18 protein-coding genes are annotated in these 18,313 nt (G+C 45.6%); 7 read left to right on the top strand and 11 right to left on the bottom strand.

From position 1 onward, the window contains the following. Window positions 1-160: 160 nt before the first annotated feature. Window positions 161-1,279 carry an RNA-guided endonuclease TnpB family protein gene (locus NST20_RS03215; RefSeq protein WP_014095882.1) on the bottom strand — a complete coding sequence of 373 codons (1,119 nt, stop codon included), beginning with the start codon at window positions 1,277-1,279 and terminating at the stop codon, window positions 161-163. Between the two features lie 87 nt (window positions 1,280-1,366). Between NST20_RS03215 and NST20_RS03210 the strand changes: the two genes are divergently transcribed. Continuing rightward, window positions 1,367-1,666: a ribbon-helix-helix domain-containing protein gene (locus tag NST20_RS03210; RefSeq protein WP_265115615.1), complete on the top strand. Its 300-nt coding sequence runs from the start codon at window positions 1,367-1,369 to the stop codon at window positions 1,664-1,666. A gap of 798 nt (window positions 1,667-2,464) precedes the next feature. Here NST20_RS03210 and NST20_RS03205 read toward each other — a convergent pair. Both NST20_RS03205 and NST20_RS03200 read right to left on the bottom strand, forming a co-directional pair. Next, window positions 2,465-3,859: an MATE family efflux transporter gene (locus tag NST20_RS03205; RefSeq protein WP_013858554.1), complete on the bottom strand. Its 1,395-nt coding sequence runs from the start codon at window positions 3,857-3,859 to the stop codon at window positions 2,465-2,467. A 723-nt stretch (window positions 3,860-4,582) separates the two neighbouring features. After that, window positions 4,583-5,806: an IS110 family transposase gene (locus NST20_RS03200; protein WP_237349286.1), complete on the bottom strand. Its 1,224-nt coding sequence runs from the start codon at window positions 5,804-5,806 to the stop codon at window positions 4,583-4,585. A gap of 232 nt (window positions 5,807-6,038) precedes the next feature. On the opposite strand from NST20_RS03200, the gene NST20_RS03195 reads away from it, so the two are divergent. The 3 genes from NST20_RS03195 (at window position 6,039) to NST20_RS03185 (ending at window position 7,308) form a co-directional block, all read left to right on the top strand. Beyond that, entirely contained in the window at window positions 6,039-6,242 is a 204-nt protein-coding gene (locus tag NST20_RS03195) for a hypothetical protein (RefSeq protein WP_342400061.1), read from the top strand. After that, window positions 6,218-7,093, top strand: a complete 876-nt coding sequence (locus tag NST20_RS03190; protein ID WP_017551025.1) for a 3-hydroxyacyl-CoA dehydrogenase — start codon at window positions 6,218-6,220, stop codon at window positions 7,091-7,093. Before NST20_RS03195 ends, NST20_RS03190 begins: the two co-directional genes overlap by 25 nt. Before the next feature lie 65 nt (window positions 7,094-7,158). After that, on the top strand, window positions 7,159-7,308 hold the full coding sequence (locus tag NST20_RS03185; protein WP_342400060.1) for a hypothetical protein: 150 nt from the start codon (window positions 7,159-7,161) through the stop codon (window positions 7,306-7,308). Window positions 7,309-7,341: 33 nt separating this feature from the next. Here NST20_RS03185 and NST20_RS03180 read toward each other — a convergent pair whose 3' ends face one another. The 8 genes from NST20_RS03180 to NST20_RS03145 form a co-directional block, all read right to left on the bottom strand. Then, a complete protein-coding gene (locus NST20_RS03180; protein WP_342400059.1) occupies window positions 7,342-10,863 on the bottom strand; it encodes an AAA family ATPase in 3,522 nt (1,173 codons plus the stop codon). Further along, window positions 10,860-12,134: a DNA repair exonuclease gene (locus NST20_RS03175; protein ID WP_342400058.1), complete on the bottom strand. Its 1,275-nt coding sequence runs from the start codon at window positions 12,132-12,134 to the stop codon at window positions 10,860-10,862. Before NST20_RS03175 ends, NST20_RS03180 begins: the two co-directional genes overlap by 4 nt. A 154-nt stretch (window positions 12,135-12,288) precedes the next feature. Further along, a complete protein-coding gene (locus NST20_RS03170; protein ID WP_342400057.1) occupies window positions 12,289-12,675 on the bottom strand; it encodes a hypothetical protein in 387 nt (128 codons plus the stop codon). 13 nt (window positions 12,676-12,688) lie between these two features. Further along, complete coding sequence (locus NST20_RS03165) at window positions 12,689-13,414, bottom strand: helix-turn-helix transcriptional regulator (RefSeq protein ID WP_342400056.1); 726 nt, start codon at window positions 13,412-13,414, stop codon at window positions 12,689-12,691. Between the two features lie 215 nt (window positions 13,415-13,629). Then, window positions 13,630-13,812, bottom strand: a complete 183-nt coding sequence (locus NST20_RS03160; protein WP_342400055.1) for a hypothetical protein — start codon at window positions 13,810-13,812, stop codon at window positions 13,630-13,632. Between the two features lie 362 nt (window positions 13,813-14,174). Further along, window positions 14,175-14,747, bottom strand: coding sequence for an NADPH-dependent FMN reductase (locus NST20_RS03155; protein ID WP_342400054.1), 573 nt, complete (start codon window positions 14,745-14,747; stop codon window positions 14,175-14,177). A gap of 281 nt (window positions 14,748-15,028) precedes the next feature. After that, window positions 15,029-15,850 (bottom strand): aldo/keto reductase, encoded by an 822-nt coding sequence (locus NST20_RS03150; RefSeq protein WP_342400053.1) that lies wholly within the window; start codon window positions 15,848-15,850, stop codon window positions 15,029-15,031. A gap of 126 nt (window positions 15,851-15,976) precedes the next feature. Continuing rightward, window positions 15,977-16,726: an alpha/beta hydrolase gene (locus NST20_RS03145; RefSeq protein WP_013858544.1), complete on the bottom strand. Its 750-nt coding sequence runs from the start codon at window positions 16,724-16,726 to the stop codon at window positions 15,977-15,979. Between the two features lie 146 nt (window positions 16,727-16,872). On the opposite strand from NST20_RS03145, the gene NST20_RS03140 reads away from it, so the two are divergent. The 3 genes from NST20_RS03140 (at window position 16,873) to fbpA (ending at window position 18,165) form a co-directional block, all read left to right on the top strand. Next, window positions 16,873-17,034, top strand: a complete 162-nt coding sequence (locus NST20_RS03140) for a hypothetical protein (protein WP_235430878.1) — start codon at window positions 16,873-16,875, stop codon at window positions 17,032-17,034. Window positions 17,035-17,172: 138 nt separating this feature from the next. Beyond that, window positions 17,173-17,937: an alpha/beta fold hydrolase gene (locus NST20_RS03135; RefSeq protein ID WP_342400052.1), complete on the top strand. Its 765-nt coding sequence runs from the start codon at window positions 17,173-17,175 to the stop codon at window positions 17,935-17,937. Window positions 17,938-17,979: 42 nt separating this feature from the next. Further along, window positions 17,980-18,165 carry a Fur-regulated basic protein FbpA gene (gene fbpA / locus NST20_RS03130; RefSeq protein WP_342400051.1) on the top strand — a complete coding sequence of 62 codons (186 nt, stop codon included), beginning with the start codon at window positions 17,980-17,982 and terminating at the stop codon, window positions 18,163-18,165. Window positions 18,166-18,313 lie beyond the last annotated feature (148 nt).

Here is an 18,313-nt window from a genome sequence, read left to right as displayed (position 1 = left end):
CTTTTGACCACTGCAGCCCGACCTGTTTCCCCTGAGTGAACTACCCACCACTTATCAACCTTACGGTTTGATTGAAGTGGGGGCTTCTCGACTTATCGTTGCTTTTACTAGCCAACGAAAACTGACCGAGCTAACCCTCTTGTTCCAAGAGTTTTGTTACTTATGATAACGCTAATAAGCGTAATCCCTCATTTTTGATATTGATTGCTGAATTGTGATCGCGATCTAATACAAAGCCGCAAGAACATTTATATACACGTTCAGATAATGGCATTTCTTTTTCCTTGCCGCAACATGAACACTTCTTAGTGGAGGGAAACCACTTATCAATTTTCACAAGTTGTTTCCCTTGTTCTTTTAGCTTATACGCTAAGAAAGTAGTGAACATCCCCCAACCGTTGTCGTGAACGCTTTTCCCAAAGTGAAGGGCTTGAGACATCCCTTTCATGTTCAAGTCCTCAATCACGACAGCATCAAAGTTAGAAGCTAATTCTTTTGACTTATGATGAAGAAAATTCATGCGTTGGTTCGCCACTTTCTCATGTAACTTAGCCACTACTAGTCGTTGCTTGTTCCAACGTGCAGAACCTTTCTTTCTTCGAGAAAGAATTCGTTGTGCTTTTGCTAATTTATCTAAGGCTTGCCGATAGTAACGTGGGTAATTGGCTTTCTTACCCTGTTCACTCTCGACATATAGACCATCCATAGCAAAATCCAAACCAACAACTTTCTGTATTTTAACTGGACGAATATCTTTCTCATATTCTGTCAAAATTGAAATGTAGTATTTGCCTGTCTTTGTTTTAGAAATAGTGCAAGATTTGATTTTATAATCAGCAGGTATCTCTCTATGCTGTTTCATTTTTATTGGCTTTTTGATTTTTGGCAGTTTGATATGACCATTTTCTAGCTTAATATTTCCGTTGACCATATTAGTTGTATAGGATTGTTTTGCTTTACGATTTTTGAACTTTGGAAAATCCGCATTTCCTTCAAAGAAATTCTTATAAGCAGTCTGTAAGTTCATTTGTGCATTTGCCAAAGCTAAAGAATCCACTTCTTTTAGGAATGGAAATTCACTTTTATATTTTGCAGGAGTCGGAAACTTTTGCTTTTTAAGCAATTCTTTATCATCCTTGAACTTTTCATACGTTTCTTTGCGTTCAGCTAACATCTTATTGTAGACAAAGCGAACACAACCAAATGTCTTAGCTAATAATGCGGATTGTTCTTTGTTTGGTAACAAACGAAACTTGAAAGCTTTGTTTTGCTTGGCCATATCAATTCACCTCACTTTGTGCGGAAAAATTTCGTATATATTGATTATATCGTAAAAAATCCGTACAATCAATATGAGGTGATAATCATGAGAGAAGAGAAAGAACGTGTAGAAATTCGTATGCCTAAGACGATATTAGAAAAATTGGAGCAATATCAAAAAGAAAATGGGATTCCAACTAGAAAAGCCGCAATCTTAGAATTGTTGAGAAAAAGGATTGGAAAAATAACTTTGGCTAAAGCCAACCGAAATTCATCTCCCACCTACTCATTGGTGCGATTCGCACCTCCACATTCCTTGAGGATGGGAGACTTCTTTCGGAAAGCCGTTAAAAAACATTTCCAACCACGGATCACCCCTTTTGTCCCCCGGCAATCCTGTTCTTGAAACAGTATGCTTTCCAAATGAAAGGCAGTGCGATGAACGGGTCCTTCATCGCACTGCCTTTAGTTTGGTATTACAGGGGACCCAACCATGCCGCATCCTGTATACATTTTCACCTTCGGGGAGTACACTCCCCAATGTATGAATTGGGTTTTCAGCCTTTTCCCGGCTGCCGGAGTGTGATGTTATCAGGATGCCTGTCGTCGGCTCCGTTACAGATCCAAATCTTTGTTAAGATTTGCTTCTTTTAAAGCTTGTGCCTTAAAAGATCCGTTACTGATCCGGCTTTCCTTTGCCTTTCCATATTCTTTTGCCTGAAAGTTCATTGACATTTCATTTGACTGTTCAGCACTTTTTCTCATGAATGAATTGCTTTGCGGCCTTTTCCTTTTTGAAAACTTTCTTCGAAAACTTTCACCTTCGGAAACAGGTTCCCCAATTGCTTTCATTCATGTTACTCAAGTGCCTGGAGTTTCCATGATTCTTCAAATCACTTTTTCGGCAATCGTTTATGTTCCGGCAAAAGGTTTGCTTTTCAGCTGCCTGAACGGGCGGAGTACATTCGCCAATTCCTTTTTCGTGAACCGGTTGCGCTCACCGTTCCGGGCTTTTCGAAATATACGCGTGAAGACGGAACCAATCGGGATGGTTGAGTCTCCTGCAATCCCAAACTTTAAGGGCTTTCCTTCCTTACACTTGTAGTATAGCACGGGCATCCGGAAAAAGCTGTGTCGAAATTGTTAACGCTTTCAAATTTTGAAAATATAAAAGCAGTGCGGGCGACCGCACTACTTTCCGTCGTTAAACCAGTTTATGCGCATACCATTTGGCACCTTTGAAGCGGTTCATGAAAATGAGCCCGCGTACGCCCCATTCGGCAATCATCGCAACCCAGATGCCAGTGATGCCAAAACCGAATGTGATCCCTAAAATATAACCGAGTATGACCCGCAAAAGCCACATCGACAACAGCGAAGCCACCGATGTAAATGTTGAATCGCCTGCTGCCCGGAGCGCGGCCGGCATAATAAAACTTTGCGGCCATAACAGCGGCTGCCCGACTGCAGAAATCAGGACAATCGTAAAGATCGTCGGAATAATCGATTCAGGCGGATTAAACAGCTTCATCATGACAGGGAAAAACGGCAAAAGAACCGCTGACGTTACGACATAAAGCAGCGAAGACATAACAATAAACGACTTTGCAAATTTCCGCGCGTCAACGATATTCCGCCGGCCCATGCATTGTCCGACAATCGTGACAATCGCAATGCTGAGCGCGTTCGGTCCAATCTGGAAGAGCAGCGTGATTGAACTTGCGATCGCATTTTCCGTCAGCGCCAATGTCCCGAGCTGCACAATAAATGTCTGCGTCAGCAGTTTCCCGCCGTTAAAAAAGATTTGTTCCGCCGCAAACGGGATCCCGATAAACATCACTTTCTTCAATAATGAAAAGTCGAGGTGAAGCGCATTTTTTATTTTAAAACGAACCGACTCATTGTACTTCATGACATAAAAAATGGAAGCGATCATGCCGAAAATTCTTGCACATAAAATGGATATCACAAGGCCGGCGACACCCATATGAAAAAAGGTAATAAACACAACATTGAGCACGGTGTTCGTTAAGTTCATAAACAGCGACAAACAGAGGCATGGCTTTGTATCCCCGACGCCGCGCAAACCGCCCAGTACCGCCTGGAAAATCGCAATAAAAGGATATGAGAGACAGCTGCCAATCAAATAAATTCTCGCATTATGAAAAACGGCTGCATCTGCTTTCCCGAACAGTAAATTGAGCGTCGGCGTGTTGAATACAATCACAAACGCGGCAAGCACGACGGAAAAAATGGCAACGGCAGAAATGGCCTGTGTCGCTGTTTTTGATACCATTTCTTTATTGCCAATTCCTTTATACTGGGCAACAATCACCGTTCCACCGGTTGCAATTGCGATAAATACGTTGACAAGAAAAATATTCAATGAATCTACCATGTTCACGGCACTGACAGCACTGACGCCGGCAGAACTGATCATCGCCGTGTTGAGAAAACTCATTAAGATCAAAAACGCCTGGTCCACCAAAACCGGGATAATAATGCCAATAACTTCCCGGTAATCTATAGAATCCCCCGTTAAGTATCTGTTCAGGTAAAAAGTAGACTTCTGCTTGAGTTTGACAGCTTTGATTTCCATAAGACCTCTCTTCTTCATTTTGCGGGCTTTTTTGTCCGTTCTTTTTAAATGCAACCCATATTATATCACCTTAATAAAAAGAGTAAAGCTTTTTCTCCTGGCGAAATTTACGATTTTGTGAATGGCAAATTACCCGGAAAACAAGCGCCAGCACGCCAAATTTACATATAAAATATACTTCCGTTTTTCCACAGGAAGAACGATAACTACTTTGGGCTTGCTGAACGAATCCGATTATGGCTTGTATCTGATTTGTCAGCAAGCTCTACCTCAATATCATAGGAGAATGCATCTGCGAAAATGCTTTATTCTGTCCTCTCTGTATGTTGAATCAGCTTTAGAGTGCAAAGTTTTTCCTGCATTTTTTATAAAACCCTTGCATTTAAAGTTCGGCCAAAGCTGTCAGTATCCTTACCAAGTCTAGGACTTTTGCTTATTCAGCAAGCCCTACTTTTACAGTGGGGGGAAAACGGCAAAATTTCTTTCATTTTATATGCATCTTTTATTTTGACGCTCTATTGATACGGTGATACGATGGATATGTAAGGGGTTACATAAAATAGGAAAGTCCTACGGTGTGATGTCAAGGGTTAAAAACAAGTGAATTGGAAATTTTGTTGGCTCTATGTCATAAAAATGGCAATACTGAACTAAGCCTCCAGATAATTGGAATAATCTGGAAGTTTTCAAGTTCAGGCTATCGATGATGGTTACCTGGTTACCTCATCGCGTCACCTTCTTTTTCGGCGCATAAATTTGATCGTTGCGGAGCAGCGCATCGATCAGGCGCACCAGTTTTCTTGCCGTTAAGACGAGGGCGCGTTTGTGTGAGTGCTTATGCACCTCACGATATTTCTTTTGGTAAAAGGCGCGGTACTCAGGTTCGTGTCGCCGGACCAGATTGGCAGCCTCAACCAGGTAATACCGGAGATAACGATTGCCTGTACGCGCAAGCATTTTGTCATCAGCCTCAAAATCACCCGATTGGTGGCGGGGCCAGAACAATCCGGCAAATTTTGCGATCGCGGCTTGGTCGTCAAAGCGCTCAATGTCGCCGATTTCAGCGAGAATCCCAGCACAGCTCACCGGGCCTATTCCCGGAATGGTCTGGAGGGTATTCGGGATTCCATCAAGAACGCGGGCAATCGCCTTATCCAAATCCTTGATTTGGCGTTTAAGATGCCGGATGATCTCAATAGAACTGCCCAGGACCAAGTCAATCGAATCCTCCACACATTTAGAAAGCCGGTAAGAGGACCGGGCAGCTTTTTGGATGGATGCGGCCAAATCCTCGGGATCGCTAAAGCGGCCATGGCCTTTGGTCTGGAGATACATCGCTAAGTCCTCCAGAGGCATTTGGGCAATTTCATCGAGGCTATAGGCCTCAAGCAAAAATTCCGTTATGGCATGGCCGAAGACCGATGTATCCACTTCAAGGTTAAAGGCACTGAATTTGAAAAACAGATGATTCAAAAATACCTGTTGTTCCCGGGTTAAACTTTGAATCAGGTGATAGCGCATCCGTGTTAACCGTTGAAGGGCAAGGTATTGTTCTGACTGAATCACGGATTTCGGCAATCTCCCGAAACGCAAGCGGTCCGCAATTACCCAGGCATCTTTGGGATCGGTCTTGTCCATCTCGGCATAAGCCTTTTTGAAATTTCTCACCAGCTTCGGATTCAGGGTAAACACCTTTGTACGACGCTGTTTCAGCTCGGGATCTTCATGGAAAAACATTGCCGGGTGCCAACTATACACAGATGTGGCCTCCATGGCGATCTGGATGGTGTCATCCGCCTCCGCATGTTGGAGGATGGTGTCTCTTAACTCAGAGGCACCGGGAAGATTGTTTGTCACCGTTTGGGTGGCTAACGTTTCCCCCATTCCATCCATCAGGCAGGCATCGAGGTTTTTGGAGCTCACGTCAATACCGACAAATAAGGGCATATGATTTCCTCCTCTCTGTATTGGGATCGATGGAATCGGACGCTTCGGGATATCCCCAGATGGCTTGCCGATCTGTCAGCCTCGCGTATGAGAACTCATCCGGGCCGTGGGCTGCCTGGAACTGCTCATTTCCAGCACGGAGATCCGGAGGAACGGCCTACGGGTTAGACGTTCAAGCAAGAACCTGGGGATGCAGACTTTTCGAGTAGTCAGGCTACAAGGAGGGGAAGCATTGACCCAAACGATCCTAAGACCATTATCCGGGAACATCGCGAAGCGTCCAAGTCCGAACTTGTATTCCGGGCTCGCCCGGAATACAAAATCTTATATTCACTTGTCAATGAGCAGCAGAATGAACTGGAAATTGACATCCACTTTGGATTTAAACTTATTATACGAGGAAGTATGGTTATGGACTTTCAAAATATCACAATAGCAGGGAGCGGTGTACTTGGGAGCCAAATCGCCTATCAAACGGCTTTTAAAGGCTTTCATGTATATGTTTATGATATTTCTGCCGAGGCAATCGAACAGGCAAAAGAAAGAATTTCCGGGTTGAAGGCCCGATACCAGAAAGATCTTGGTGCAACAGAGCAAGAAGTGGACGCAGCCTATCATAGAATTTCTTTTTCTGATGATCTGGGACAAGCTGTAGCCAATGCCGATCTGGTCATTGAGGCCATTCCGGAAGTGGTTTCCATTAAAACGGACTTTTACCAAAAACTCGGAAAATTGGCACCAGAAAAAACGGTCTTTGCAACGAACTCATCGACCCTGCTGCCAAGCCAGTTTGCAGAAGCAACCGGCCGCCCGGAAAAATTTCTGGCGCTCCATTTTGCCAATGAAATTTGGAAAAACAATACAGCGGAAATCATGAAACATCCTGGTACAGGTGAAAAAGCGTTTCAGGATGTGATCGCATTCGCAGAGGCAATTGGCATGGTAGCGCTGCCTTTGCACAAAGAGCAGCCGGGCTATATTCTGAACTCATTACTCGTACCGCTGTTGGAAGCAGCGCAAATGCTGCTGGTAAAAGGGGTTGCCGATCCGGAAACGATTGACAAAACATGGCGCATTGCAACAGGCGCCCCGGCCGGACCATTCCAAATTCTGGATGTGGTCGGCATCAACACCGCCTACAATATTAGTTTGGCAAAAGCAGAAGCTACCGGCGATGAACTGTATAGAAAAATAGCAGACTTGCTGAAAACGGATTACATTGACAAAGGCAAACTTGGAAAAGAAACAGGAGAAGGCTTTTATAAATATCCTTCCACCAATTCCTGATGTGAAAAAAAGGCCCACACAAAGCGGGGCCTTTTTTATTTTGCTCTGCTAAATGGGCAAAAGCCATGGACTTAGGCTCCAGCCAACATGCAAGAATGCGGAAAAAACTTAATTCAAAAGCCGCAGCCATGGATAGAAAAAAATCAGCCTATAGCTTTTCTATCGATGGCAAACTTTGGGCAAACTTTGCAGCACTTGCTGAACGGGCCGGGTAAAAAGCCAAAACGGATTTGTTCAGCAAGCCCTGTTTAATGCACGGCAACTTTCTGCCCGTGGAAAGCCAAATATTGGACGGCTTCCGGCGGGGCGATTTCCTGCATCATGTCGACAAGGCGCTGATGATGCGTGAAAAAGATGATTTGCGTGCAGCTGGAAAGTTCGAGCAATACTTTCAATGTTTCTTTTGAACGTTCGTCATCGAAATGGACGAGGATGTCATCGACAATGAACGGCAGCGGCTCGTTTTCAGCTGCGTATTTTTCAATGCTCGCAAGACGTAAGGACAGATACAGCTGATCGGTCGTCCCATCGCTCATCCCGTTCAGCGGCACATTCTCCCCACTGCGCACGCCCATTAAAACAGGCTCGTCCTGCTCGTTGTAATCAACCGCCAACCCGTCAAAAGAATGAAGTGTCAGCCGCGCAAAAATGTCACCCGCACGATTTAAAATCGGATTCTGATTCTGGCTCCGGTAAAATTCAATCCCTTTTTGCAGCAAAGCGGCAGCGAGTTTCAACTGGATATATTGCTCCGTCAAACTGGCGATTTGCGCATGCACGCTTTCCCTTTCCTGGCCGGCTTCAATGGCTGTCATGTTGGCGCCGCGAATCTGTTCTTCGTATTCTTTTTTGACCGCCCCATATTCCTGCTCCACCTCGGAACGCGAGGCTTCCAAACGGTCAAGTTCACGCCCGGTTTCCGCCAAATCGGCGTCAATCGAATCTGCATCAAACCGGGCCGCCTCATCAAGCAATTCCTGCAGTGATTTACCGGCACCCGCATCCAGCATGTCCGCTTCGATTTGCCGGATTTCTTTTTCAAAACTTTTTTTCAGCAGGAAAGCTGTTTCAATCTGCTTGAGTTCTTCAATTGTGCTGCAGCCTGCCTGTTGGAAAAGTTCTGTTAAAACCGCTTCAGCTGCTTCCAGTGCTTCTGTTTCTTCTTTTCTCTCATTCTCCAAGTCCTCTGAATGGCGTTTGAGCTTTTTCAAAGCGGCATCGTCCTGTTGGGCATTTTGCAACAGCTGATACATCTGGCTTACGGCAACCGCAGCATTCTCCCCGCTCAATGGAAGTTGGGCCGTTTCAAGGATATGCTGCACTTTTTCTTCAAAGCGCGCCATTTTTTCAGTGACGGCTTGCTGCTCTTTTTCAGTCTGGTTGTATGCATCATAGAGTTGCATACATGTTTCATAGCGGGCGAGCAGGGATTCAGCAACCGCCGGCGGCACCTCTTCCAATATTGCCGTGCCCGCGACAGCCGAAGACCAATTTGCCAGCCATGCTTCGCGTTTCTTCCCGATTTCCGCTTTCTCCGTTTGCATTTCTTCCCGTTTTTCTTTTAAATCGCGGATGGCCGTTTCAAGGCTGTCCTTCTTTGCTGCAAGATTGCGGACTCGTTTCAATTCATTTTCTGCAAGGCTCACCAGTTCCGCAAGCGGCTGTCCTTCTGAAACGGCGGCAAATGTTTTCAGCACGGCAGATAGCGCATTGCAGCAGTCCGCACGGCTATCATGAAGCGCGCGCATTTTTTCTTGCGCCTTCTCATAATCCTGCATCAAGCTTTTAATTTGCGTGTGTTTTTGCAGCCATTCCCGCATCTCTCCAGGCGTAAGCGGACGGATTTGCGCCGGCGCCCAAAGATTTTGCCAGGCGGATTCCCACGCACGCAAAGCTTCTTCAAGTCCTGATTTCTCTTTTTCAAGCTGTTCTTTTTTCCCGCGGAACTTTCTAATATCGGCTAAAAGTTTATTCTTCTCGCCGACTTTTTCCGCTTCCAGCCGCATCGTATCCGCAATCTGGTCAGCTTCAAGGACATGTTTCTCATAAACCGACGCGGCCGGCTCTCCCTTTGTATACGTTTCAGCCGTTTCATGCCAATGGCCGGTTTCAAGTTTGGTGCGGATCAGCTGCCAGCCGGCATCCCTTAAGGCACGGACGGCCGACAGCTTTTCTTCGGACGGGATCTCGGCAATGGAATCAAGCCGGCGGATGCTTTCTTCTGAAGCTTCGATGTCCTCTTTCAACCGGGAAATCCGGCTTTGCACCGAATCCAGCTGCCGCGTCAATTGCTCCGCTTCTTTTTCAAACTTTTTCACCGTTTCTTCCAAACCGGGCACCGGAAGTTTGACAAGTTCTTCCGCCTCGCCATCCCATAACGGCAAAGCACGAACGGCTTCTTCCACTTGCCGCTGTTTTTGCCGGCATTCCGCGGCCAGCTCGTGTATCGCCGCTTCCACGTCTCCCACACGGTTCACCTTGGTCAGGACGGCTTCCAGTTTTTCCACGTCCGGCAGATCAGGCAAGGCAGCCAATTCTTCCAGCTTCTTTGCCAGCTCTTTTTCCAGTTTTTCGCCTTCCCGTTTCAATGATTCATAAGCCTGATCGAGCAACGGCTTTTGCTTGCAAAGCTCGCGAATCATTTCTTTTTGGGCGGAAGGCAGCCGGTAATGTTCTATATTTTCAACTGCTGCACGGTCCGGGTCGATCTCCTTCATAACGGACATCAATTGGGCTTGGAGCTGCTGCTTTTTTCCTTCGAGCTCAGGCAGCATTTTTTCATCGTCTTCGTACTGTTGCACTTGGCGGTAAAGGCCGGTAATCGCGGCAGCCTGTTCCAAAATGTGTTCCGGAATGCTGATTTCTTTCATTTCCGCTTCGGTGCCCGCCAGTTGCCGGGAAATTTTGTCCAAGTTTGCCCGGGAAGCGTTCCATTTGTTTTCCGCTTCGGCACGGACTTCGGCAATATTATCCGGAAGATCCGGGACATCGCCGAGCGCTTCCAATTTTTGCAAAAGATTTTTCCGGTTTGCGATCTTCGGCAAAATCCATTTGACCCGTTGCAGCTGTTCTTTTTGGCTGCGCAGCGTTTTAATTTTTGCGGTGAGGCGGCCGAGTTCTTTTTCCAACTCCCGGTAACGCGCCTCAAAAGCTTTCCATGCCTGTACTTTCAGCTGCTGCTCATTGATTTTTTTCGAAAGTTCTTTTTCCCGCTTGAGCAGCTTATTTAATTCAGGGACGGAACCGGTTTTTTTGTACAGTGCGCCTGCCTGTTTGTCGAAGTTCTCGAGAACCCGGCGCAGCACATTGATGCCCGAAGCGGCTGTGAAAAAACTTTCCCCGGCATTGCCGCCGCTTTCCAAAAGGCTTTCGCCACCTTCACGGAGACGGACATGGTCAAGGGCAAACATATTTAAAAACTGGGATTCAGGCATATGGTTTAAAAAAGCGGCGACCGTATTTTCCGGGACCGGGTTGCCGTCCGGACCAAGTGCCGTATTCTTTTTCCCTTTTCTGCGGGTAAACTGCAGAGCTTCCCCTTTTGTGTTGCGCAAAAGCCCTTCAATTCTTAATTTCGTATTGCCATGGAGGAAAGCGTCGTTCGTTTTTTGCGGAAATCCATATAAAAAATGCGTAATCGAGCGGAGTGTTGTGCTTTTTCCGGCTTCGTTCGGCCCGAACAGCAGATGGAAGTTTTTCTCCGGATCAAAGGAAAGCATCTGGTCTGTAAAATGCCCATAAGCAAGCAGGTTCAAATAATCAAATCTCATGCCTTTTCCGCCCCCGTTTCCGTTAAGGAGTAAAGAATGAAGTCTTCCACATCTTTTATCCGCTTTTTGATCAGGCCGGGGTTGGAAAAATCAAACCCGTCTTCCCCTTCTTTCAGTTCATGCGGAATGGCCTGGCGGATATCACTGAACTCATCCAGCAGCGCTTCAAGCATCTCTTCATTTTCGGCCGTGCTGCGGATAAATTTTAGCACCGTCCCGATTGGCGACTGTTCATCGGAAAAGGCATCGGCATCGTTCAGTCCTGTTGTTTTGATTTTTACTTTCTCCACCCAAATTTCACCGAAACCTGTCTCAAGCGCAATGGAACGCAGCTGGTTCAAGAGGAGGTCTTTTTTTGCAATCAGTTCCCTGTGCATTTTCGTTGCGCCGGCCAATTCAAAACGCACCGCCAAGTAACGCCCGTCTGCTTCCCCGTATGCCTTTTCAAGCGCACTGCGGGCCGCGTCCATGAGCCCGTCCATCGTTTCGATGTCGCCCATATCAACCGGGCATAATGTCCAGCGCAACACATCAAGCGGGATGGGTTCCAACTTTTCAATCGTATCGTCTTTTACTTCCACATAGGTGCAGCCCTTTTCTCCTGTCTCCCGGATATGCCGTCCCTGGATATTGCCCGGGAACAAAATCACCGGATCATGCGGATGGAGCAATTCCCGCATATGGATATGGCCGAGCGCCCAATAATCATACTGCTTCTCCATCATATCTTCTATCGTGCACGGCGCGTAATTTTCATGCCCTTCACGCCCCGTCGCGCTTGTATGTAAAATGCCGATATTGAAATAGCCTTCTTTTTTCGGCGGATAGTTTTTCACAAGATTTTCTTCCACTGCCCGTTGTGCAAAACCTTGCCCGTGAATGGCGACGCCAAGGGCATCAAGGGTAACCGTTTCCGGCGCTTTTACCGGAAATTCGTGGACATTCTCCGGCAGTTTCAGAGATTTCGTCATCAAATTGGCCGCATCATGGTTGCCGCGGATGAGGAAAACAGGAATGCCTTCTTTCTGCAGGCGCAACATCTGGCTTGTGAAAAAGAGGCCGGTATTGTAATCTTTCCAGTTGCCGTCATACAAATCGCCGGCAATGATGAGAAAATGGACTTGCCGTTCAATCGCCGCATCCACCAAATTTTTAAATGCTTCACGGGTTGCACCGCGGATTTTTTCCACTGGTGCCCCCTCGTATTGCTCCAGGCCGGCCAAAGGGCTGTCCAAATGAATATCAGCCGCATGGATAAATGAAAAAGACAAGGCACTCCCTCCCAAATTTAAAAACGAGAACATTTATTTGCTATTTTTATTTTACATGGACAGGGAGGGAATGATCAAGAGAAAAAACGTTTTTCTGAATATTTTTATATTTATCCAAATACTTTTGCAAGCCGCTGCAATTGAAACAGAGAAGTTACGCCCGGCCGATTCCCAGTTTATATTGAATATCGTTCACCAGTTTTTGGTATCTTTTTTCTTCCCGGAGAACTGCAAAAACGGGATTTTCCTTAATCAGTGAAAGGAAACTCGTTTTTATGCTTTCATCGTCACGCGGGCTGTTGGTACCAATCATTCCTATTTCTTCTATCCATTGCTCGACATCCGGAAAATAACGGTTTCCCCTCAGTTTAAAAGGAAATGGGATGCTACAAACCGTTTCTGCATATTGTTCCAGGGCTTCAAGCGCTTTTTCTTTTTGCTGATGCTGGATAAACCCTTGCGCAGCCACAATATGGACCGTAAATGCAGCATTTGTGCCGATGCTTTTCAATTCATAATCGTCTATCAAGTGTTTTGCCATCCGGTACGTTCTTTCAAATCTTGCTGGTTCCTGCATCTCCCTGGCTAAGTTTTGGACCAACAGCTGTAAGGTACTCAAAATGTTTTGAAAAAGGAAAATTTGCCCTGTTCTGGCTGCCTGATCTTCCTCTCCTCTCATTTGATAGGCCTGGATGAGGAGCACATCTTCCCCCCATATACGGAGCTAAACTGTTTTTTAACAGCAAAATAACCTGGTCATAATGCCCCAGCGCAATTTCGGAAAGCGCCTCCAATATGTTTGCTGTTTTTAAATCGCCAATTTCCGCCCACTCTTCCTTTACCCTGCGGCACAAATCAATGCAAAACGTATAAACTTCTTGTTTTTGCTCTTCTGTTTTTGCCAAATTGGCGTAGTTCATTAAGAGTTGCGCGATTGAAAGCAAGAATGGAAAACAGGCGTAGTATTCTTTTACAAGTTGGTTGACCTCTTCCATAGTTTCTTCAAACGGTTTCCGGGCAAATTCTTCCGACAGCCTGTGATAGATTTTTTTAATTTCCGCTTTTGAAAGTTGTGGCTTATAGCCCAGTAGTTCATCGACGGTAATATTAAAATAGGCTGCCAGCTTGGGGAGAATCACAATGTCCGGGTAACTTTGCCCTGTTTCCCATTTGGATACAGAGGCTTTTGAAACACCCATGTAATCTGCAAGCTGTTCCTGTGTAATGCCTTTTTCCTTTCGCTTGCGGATAATGCATTTGCCAATATGTAGTTCGTTCATCCTGTTCACCTCTTAACGCCATTGTATTTCCTTGTCTCTCTACCTGTCGATGGATTATCTGTTGACTTTGATGAAGACGGTTGAGTTTCACTTTTTTTAAAGGAAAGGTAAAAGTTGAATTAGCACTGTCATGAATAAAATGAATAAATGAATCACGAAAAACATACAGAAAAAATATTTCGGAATGATATATTTTTCTTTAAAAAAAAGACAGATCACCATGGCAGCAGGAAAAATAAACAGGCCCATTTTTTGTCTACACTAAAGTCTGGGCGCAGATATCCGTTAAGATGAAAAGCCATATCTTTACCGATAAAAAAATAAAAAACAATTGAAAGCAATAGGCTCAACATCAATAGTATAAATTGTCTTTTTTTCGTTAAAAAATATGGTAACATTTGGTGCCCTCCTTTCTCTATTAATAACTCCACATATTTACGTTGCATAAAACAGGGGAAAGTTTTGCCCGTTTTCCACTTGAATACAGAACCTTTTGGCTGTTCCGGTGTAATTTTTCTTTCGCTTGCGGAGGATACATTTGCTAATATTCAGTTCATTCATCCTGTTCACCTCTTAACGTCATTGTATTTCCTTCGCTTATACCTGTCGATGGATTATCTGTTGACTTTGATGGAAAAAGTTAACCAACAGGAAACTTTATCTCTTAAAACTTCCGCTTTTTGTCGCATTCTCTCGTTCAGCCAGAAAAGGGCGGACAGTTTTAGCTGTCCGCCCTTTTCTGATCCATCCACGTGAGGCTTTAGTCACGGGAGGTGTACGCTGCTTCTTTTGCTTCTTTTATTTTTGCATACGTTTCCGTAAGCATGACTGTGTCCTCCACAAGCCGGCTGATCCGCAAGAGGACGTCTTCATTGATAATTTCTTTCCGGTAAAAATCTTTTTCTTCGATAAAAACATAAGACTGGACAATTTGGGCCCTCATGTAAGACAAAATCGGTTTGATCTGCTGCTCGGCAATCAAATAATGTTTCGGTGAGCCAGCCGTGACAATGATGCTTGCCACCTTATCCCGAAGTGATTTTTCTGGCAGCAGGTCAAACACATTTTTCAATGTTGCCGGAATCGATGCCTGGAAAACCGGCGTGCCGATGATAAGCGCATCCGCGTCCATGACAGTTTGCGCCACAAATTTTGTATCCCCTTCATAATCCATATAATGGCGCCCATCGCTGAACTGCACATCGTAATCCGCCAGATCAAGGAGCGTGACTTCCGCGTTTGGATATTTCCCGCGGATCACGTTTACCGCGTAGTTCATCGCTGTTCTTGTTTTCGAGCCGACGCGCGAGCCCGAAAGTGCAACAATCTTCATTTATGCTCCCCCTGGTTCTTTGCTGTATATTTTCAATGCCGGTAAAAAGTTCGCAGATTTCTCTATTTTTTTCAAACAGCATGTGCCGGCCGGGCAATCTTTCCAGTGATTTACAGCAGACTGCCGCCAACATTCCTGTTATGCCTTTTCTGTAAACAACAGCTTTGTTCTTTTGTAACCATTATAATATGAAAAAAGAACGGTTGCACTTAATCACGCTTCGGAATCAGCTTCGATACAATTTAAAAGGCTGTCCAAATGAACAGCCTTTTTCTTTCCGTTTATTTTTCTGTCTCTTTCAACTGATCGAGATATTGCATATCTTCACTGGAAATTTCAAAGTCCACATCCGCATTTTGCAGGATAAATGCCTCATGCGTCGATTTTGGAAGCGGCAGCACGCCTTTTTGCAGGCAGTAACGGATACAGATTTGCGGAAGTGTTTTGCCGTATTTGTCTGCAATTTTTTGGATCTCGGCGTTTTCCAGAATTTTTCCTGTAGCAAGCGGCGAATAGGCCTCAACCAGGATGCCGTTGTCCCGGCAGAACGCTGTCACGTCTTCCTGTGTATGTCCAATAAAGTAACGGATTTGGTTGACCATCGGCTTGATTTTCGCATTTTCCATCACGGCTTTCAGGTCGGAACCGCTGAAATTGGAAACGCCAATTGCCCGACAGCGCCCGCTTTCATAGATTTTCTCCATCGCTTTCCAAACTTCAATATTTTCTTTCGTATAATCGGCCCCCTTTTCGCTCCATGGCCACGGGGCATGAATCAGATAAAGGTCGAGCTGCTCAAGGCCAAGATTTTCCATTGTTTCGTCAAATGTTTTCAGCGCTTTGTCATACGACTTGATTTCCGCCGGCAGCTTGGACGTGACAAAAATGTCGCGCCGGTCAATGCCGGAATCCCGCACTGCTTTGCCGACACTTTCTTCATTATGGTAAGCATAGGCGGTATCAATGTGGCGATAGCCGTTTTTCAAAGCGAAGGATACGGCATGGTAAGTGGTTTCGCCGTTCGGGACTTGCCATGTGCCAAGGCCGATTTTCGGAATCGCCACCCCATTTTCCAATACAAAGGTTTCATTTAAACATGACATGTGCAAACCTCCCAATTTTTACATAATGGTTTGTCATACAGCGCCGCTCGTCCCCAGTTATGCGTGGCAAAATTTTCTGATTTTATCAATCTGGAACCGTTTTTCCGGCCGGTCAAATCTCCGCAATCAGGCATTAGCCGGAAACTGGCCGAGCACTTTATGAAGCCAGGAAACGCTCAGGCCAAACCATTGCGCCGCATCTGCATCCACATTGGCTTTCAATCCGTTTGAAGTGTGGGGTTTGGCGAGAGACAGCCCGTGCTTTCCCTTTTGAAAAATATGCGACTCGAATGGAATGCCGTGTGCATTCAACGCCTGCATAAAGGCAATCGAGTTTTCAATCGGCACGGTTTGGTCTTCAAACGTTGAAAACAGAAAGACCGGCGGCGTTTCGGCAGTCACTTCCTTGTCAACAGACGGCACCGGAAAAGCAAGGCTCCCGCTCATCGAATCCAAAATACAAGGGTAGCCTAAAATCAATGCATTGGGCTTATTTTTCCCGATCGTACCGAGTGCGGCGGCAAGATGCCCTCCTGCAGAAAAACCGGCAACCGCAATTTTTTCAGGGTCTGTATGCCATGCCCCCGCATAGTCGCGAATCCGCTCCATGGCTTCTTCCGCATCTTGTAAAACCGCTTCAAAACGGAATGATTCCCCGACCGAGTAGCGCAGTACAAACGCGTTGAATCCTTCCGCCAAATATGCCATCGCAACCGGTTCCGCTTCCCTGTCCGAGGTAAACCGGTAGGCGCCACCGGGAAAAATAAGCACACCCGGGCGCGCCCCGATATTGCTGAACTCGGGGGATCCGTCCAGTACGTACGCCGTCAGTTCAGCATCCTGATGCGCCTTTAAACGTAAAGTTTCTGTCTTCACAACCCTCTCCTCCTCCTGCCCATTTGCGGGACGGTTTCATTTTTACAGTAGCACCGGCCATTGCAAAAAACAATGAAAACGTTCCTGTATATCCTGCCCCGTTTAAAACAAAATAAGGTTGGTTCAAAAAAAGTGGAGGTTGAATCATGAAATTAGCCGCACATGAACTGTATGGTTTAAATGAACTGGCGATGGGCTGTGTCAACTCGATTACGAACATGGCATATATGCTCCAGCATGTCCAGGATCCGGCGTTCAAAAAAATTCTTGAAAGGCATTTTCCGCTCCATATCCGGGACTATAGTTAGCCCTTTTTTACAATGGTTTTTACCTATCCTGCGTCATTTTACCGATAAAACATACTTTACAACTAGGATTAATTGGTTTAAAATTATGTTAACATTTTAAATTCACTGACCGTATAAACGTTAGGAAGGAGCTTTTTTATGCATGAAAACTATCCCGTTCTTACGGGTGCAGAATCCTTTTTTATAAAAGGAAATGAAATGGGCATTCTCATCTCGCATGGCTTCAACGGCACCCCGCAGAGCGTCCGCTTTTTGGGAGAGGCACTGGCAGCGGACGGGTTTACGGTTTGCGCGCCAAGATTAAAGGGACACGGGACGCATATCCTGGAAATGGAACGCTGCACTTACAAAGACTGGATTGCTAGCCTTGAAGAAGGTTATCAGTTGCTGAAACAGCATTGCCGCGATATTTTTGTTATCGGCCAGTCAATGGGTGGCACGTTGGCTTTGCATCTCGCGGAAAAACACCCGGATATCCAGGGAATAGTGTGTATCAACGCGGCTATCCAAAACATCCCTGAACTTGAAAAATGCCTGGCGAAAGGGCGGTTTATTCAAGAGGGCCCGCCGGATATCAAAGCAGCAGGCGTGCATGAAATTGCATATGAAAAAGTGCCGGTGGCTTCCATCCGTGAACTTCTGTCCGTGATGCGGGAAACGCGGGAAAACCTCTCCGCCATCCATTGCCCCGCACTGTTTTTCCAATCAACAGAAGACCATGTCGTGCCTCCTGAAAATACAGATTATATTGCCGCGCATATTCATGCCAGCTGGAAAAAAATCATCCCGCTCCGCAACTCTTATCATGTCGCAACAATGGATCATGAAAAAGAATGGATTGCGGCACAATGTTCATTATTTGTTCAAGAAATTGCGCATATCGAAACCCGTACGGAAATATGATGAGTTTTAAATCATGCTCCAAAAGGATGGGAGGATGCTCATTTGAAAAATTTTCTGCGGCACGCGATAGAGAAAAAACGGCAATATTTGATAGAACAGCTGATTGCCCTTGGTGCCTATCGGGAAGATGACAAGCAGCTTTTTACCCTGACATTGACGGAACTTGAAACAGAATATGCATACTTCAGCAAAATCAGCCAAGAGAAAGAAGCGCCCGGAAGGGAGTAGTTTTGCCGGCGCTTCTTTTTTGTGTGTTTTTTTAAATGCCCAAAAACGGCATAGACATTCCTGCCACAGTAAACGTGACACCTTTATTTAGGGCTTGCTGAACGAATTCGCTTCTGAGTTTGTCTGCAAGCTCTGTCTCAAAATATAG

Origin of the sequence: Weizmannia sp. FSL W8-0676, assembly GCF_038593015.1 — a bacterium.
Classification (GTDB): Bacteria; Bacillota; Bacilli; order Bacillales; family Bacillaceae_C; genus Weizmannia; species Weizmannia coagulans.
This window is presented reverse-complemented; position numbering and strand designations above follow the sequence as displayed.

Excerpts from the sequence above, each read along its gene's own strand:
- NST20_RS03190 (WP_017551025.1), top strand. The coding sequence starts at position 6,218 with ATGGACTTTCAAAATATCACAATAGCAGGGAGCGGTGTACTTGGGAGC.
- NST20_RS03205 (WP_013858554.1), bottom strand. The coding sequence starts at position 3,859 with ATGGAAATCAAAGCTGTCAAACTCAAGCAGAAGTCTACTTTTTACCTG.
- NST20_RS03140 (WP_235430878.1), top strand. The coding sequence starts at position 16,873 with ATGAAATTAGCCGCACATGAACTGTATGGTTTAAATGAACTGGCGATG.
- NST20_RS03180 (WP_342400059.1), bottom strand. The coding sequence starts at position 10,863 with ATGAGATTTGATTATTTGAACCTGCTTGCTTATGGGCATTTTACAGAC.
- NST20_RS03165 (WP_342400056.1), bottom strand. The coding sequence starts at position 13,414 with ATGAACGAACTACATATTGGCAAATGCATTATCCGCAAGCGAAAGGAA.
- NST20_RS03185 (WP_342400060.1), top strand. The coding sequence starts at position 7,159 with ATGGACTTAGGCTCCAGCCAACATGCAAGAATGCGGAAAAAACTTAAT.
- NST20_RS03170 (WP_342400057.1), bottom strand. The coding sequence starts at position 12,675 with ATGGCAAAACACTTGATAGACGATTATGAATTGAAAAGCATCGGCACA.
- NST20_RS03150 (WP_342400053.1), bottom strand. The coding sequence starts at position 15,850 with ATGTCATGTTTAAATGAAACCTTTGTATTGGAAAATGGGGTGGCGATT.
- NST20_RS03200 (WP_237349286.1), bottom strand. The coding sequence starts at position 5,806 with ATGCCCTTATTTGTCGGTATTGACGTGAGCTCCAAAAACCTCGATGCC.
- NST20_RS03210 (WP_265115615.1), top strand. The coding sequence starts at position 1,367 with ATGAGAGAAGAGAAAGAACGTGTAGAAATTCGTATGCCTAAGACGATA.
- NST20_RS03160 (WP_342400055.1), bottom strand. The coding sequence starts at position 13,812 with ATGTTACCATATTTTTTAACGAAAAAAAGACAATTTATACTATTGATG.
- NST20_RS03135 (WP_342400052.1), top strand. The coding sequence starts at position 17,173 with ATGCATGAAAACTATCCCGTTCTTACGGGTGCAGAATCCTTTTTTATA.
- NST20_RS03155 (WP_342400054.1), bottom strand. The coding sequence starts at position 14,747 with ATGAAGATTGTTGCACTTTCGGGCTCGCGCGTCGGCTCGAAAACAAGA.
- NST20_RS03215 (WP_014095882.1), bottom strand. The coding sequence starts at position 1,279 with ATGGCCAAGCAAAACAAAGCTTTCAAGTTTCGTTTGTTACCAAACAAA.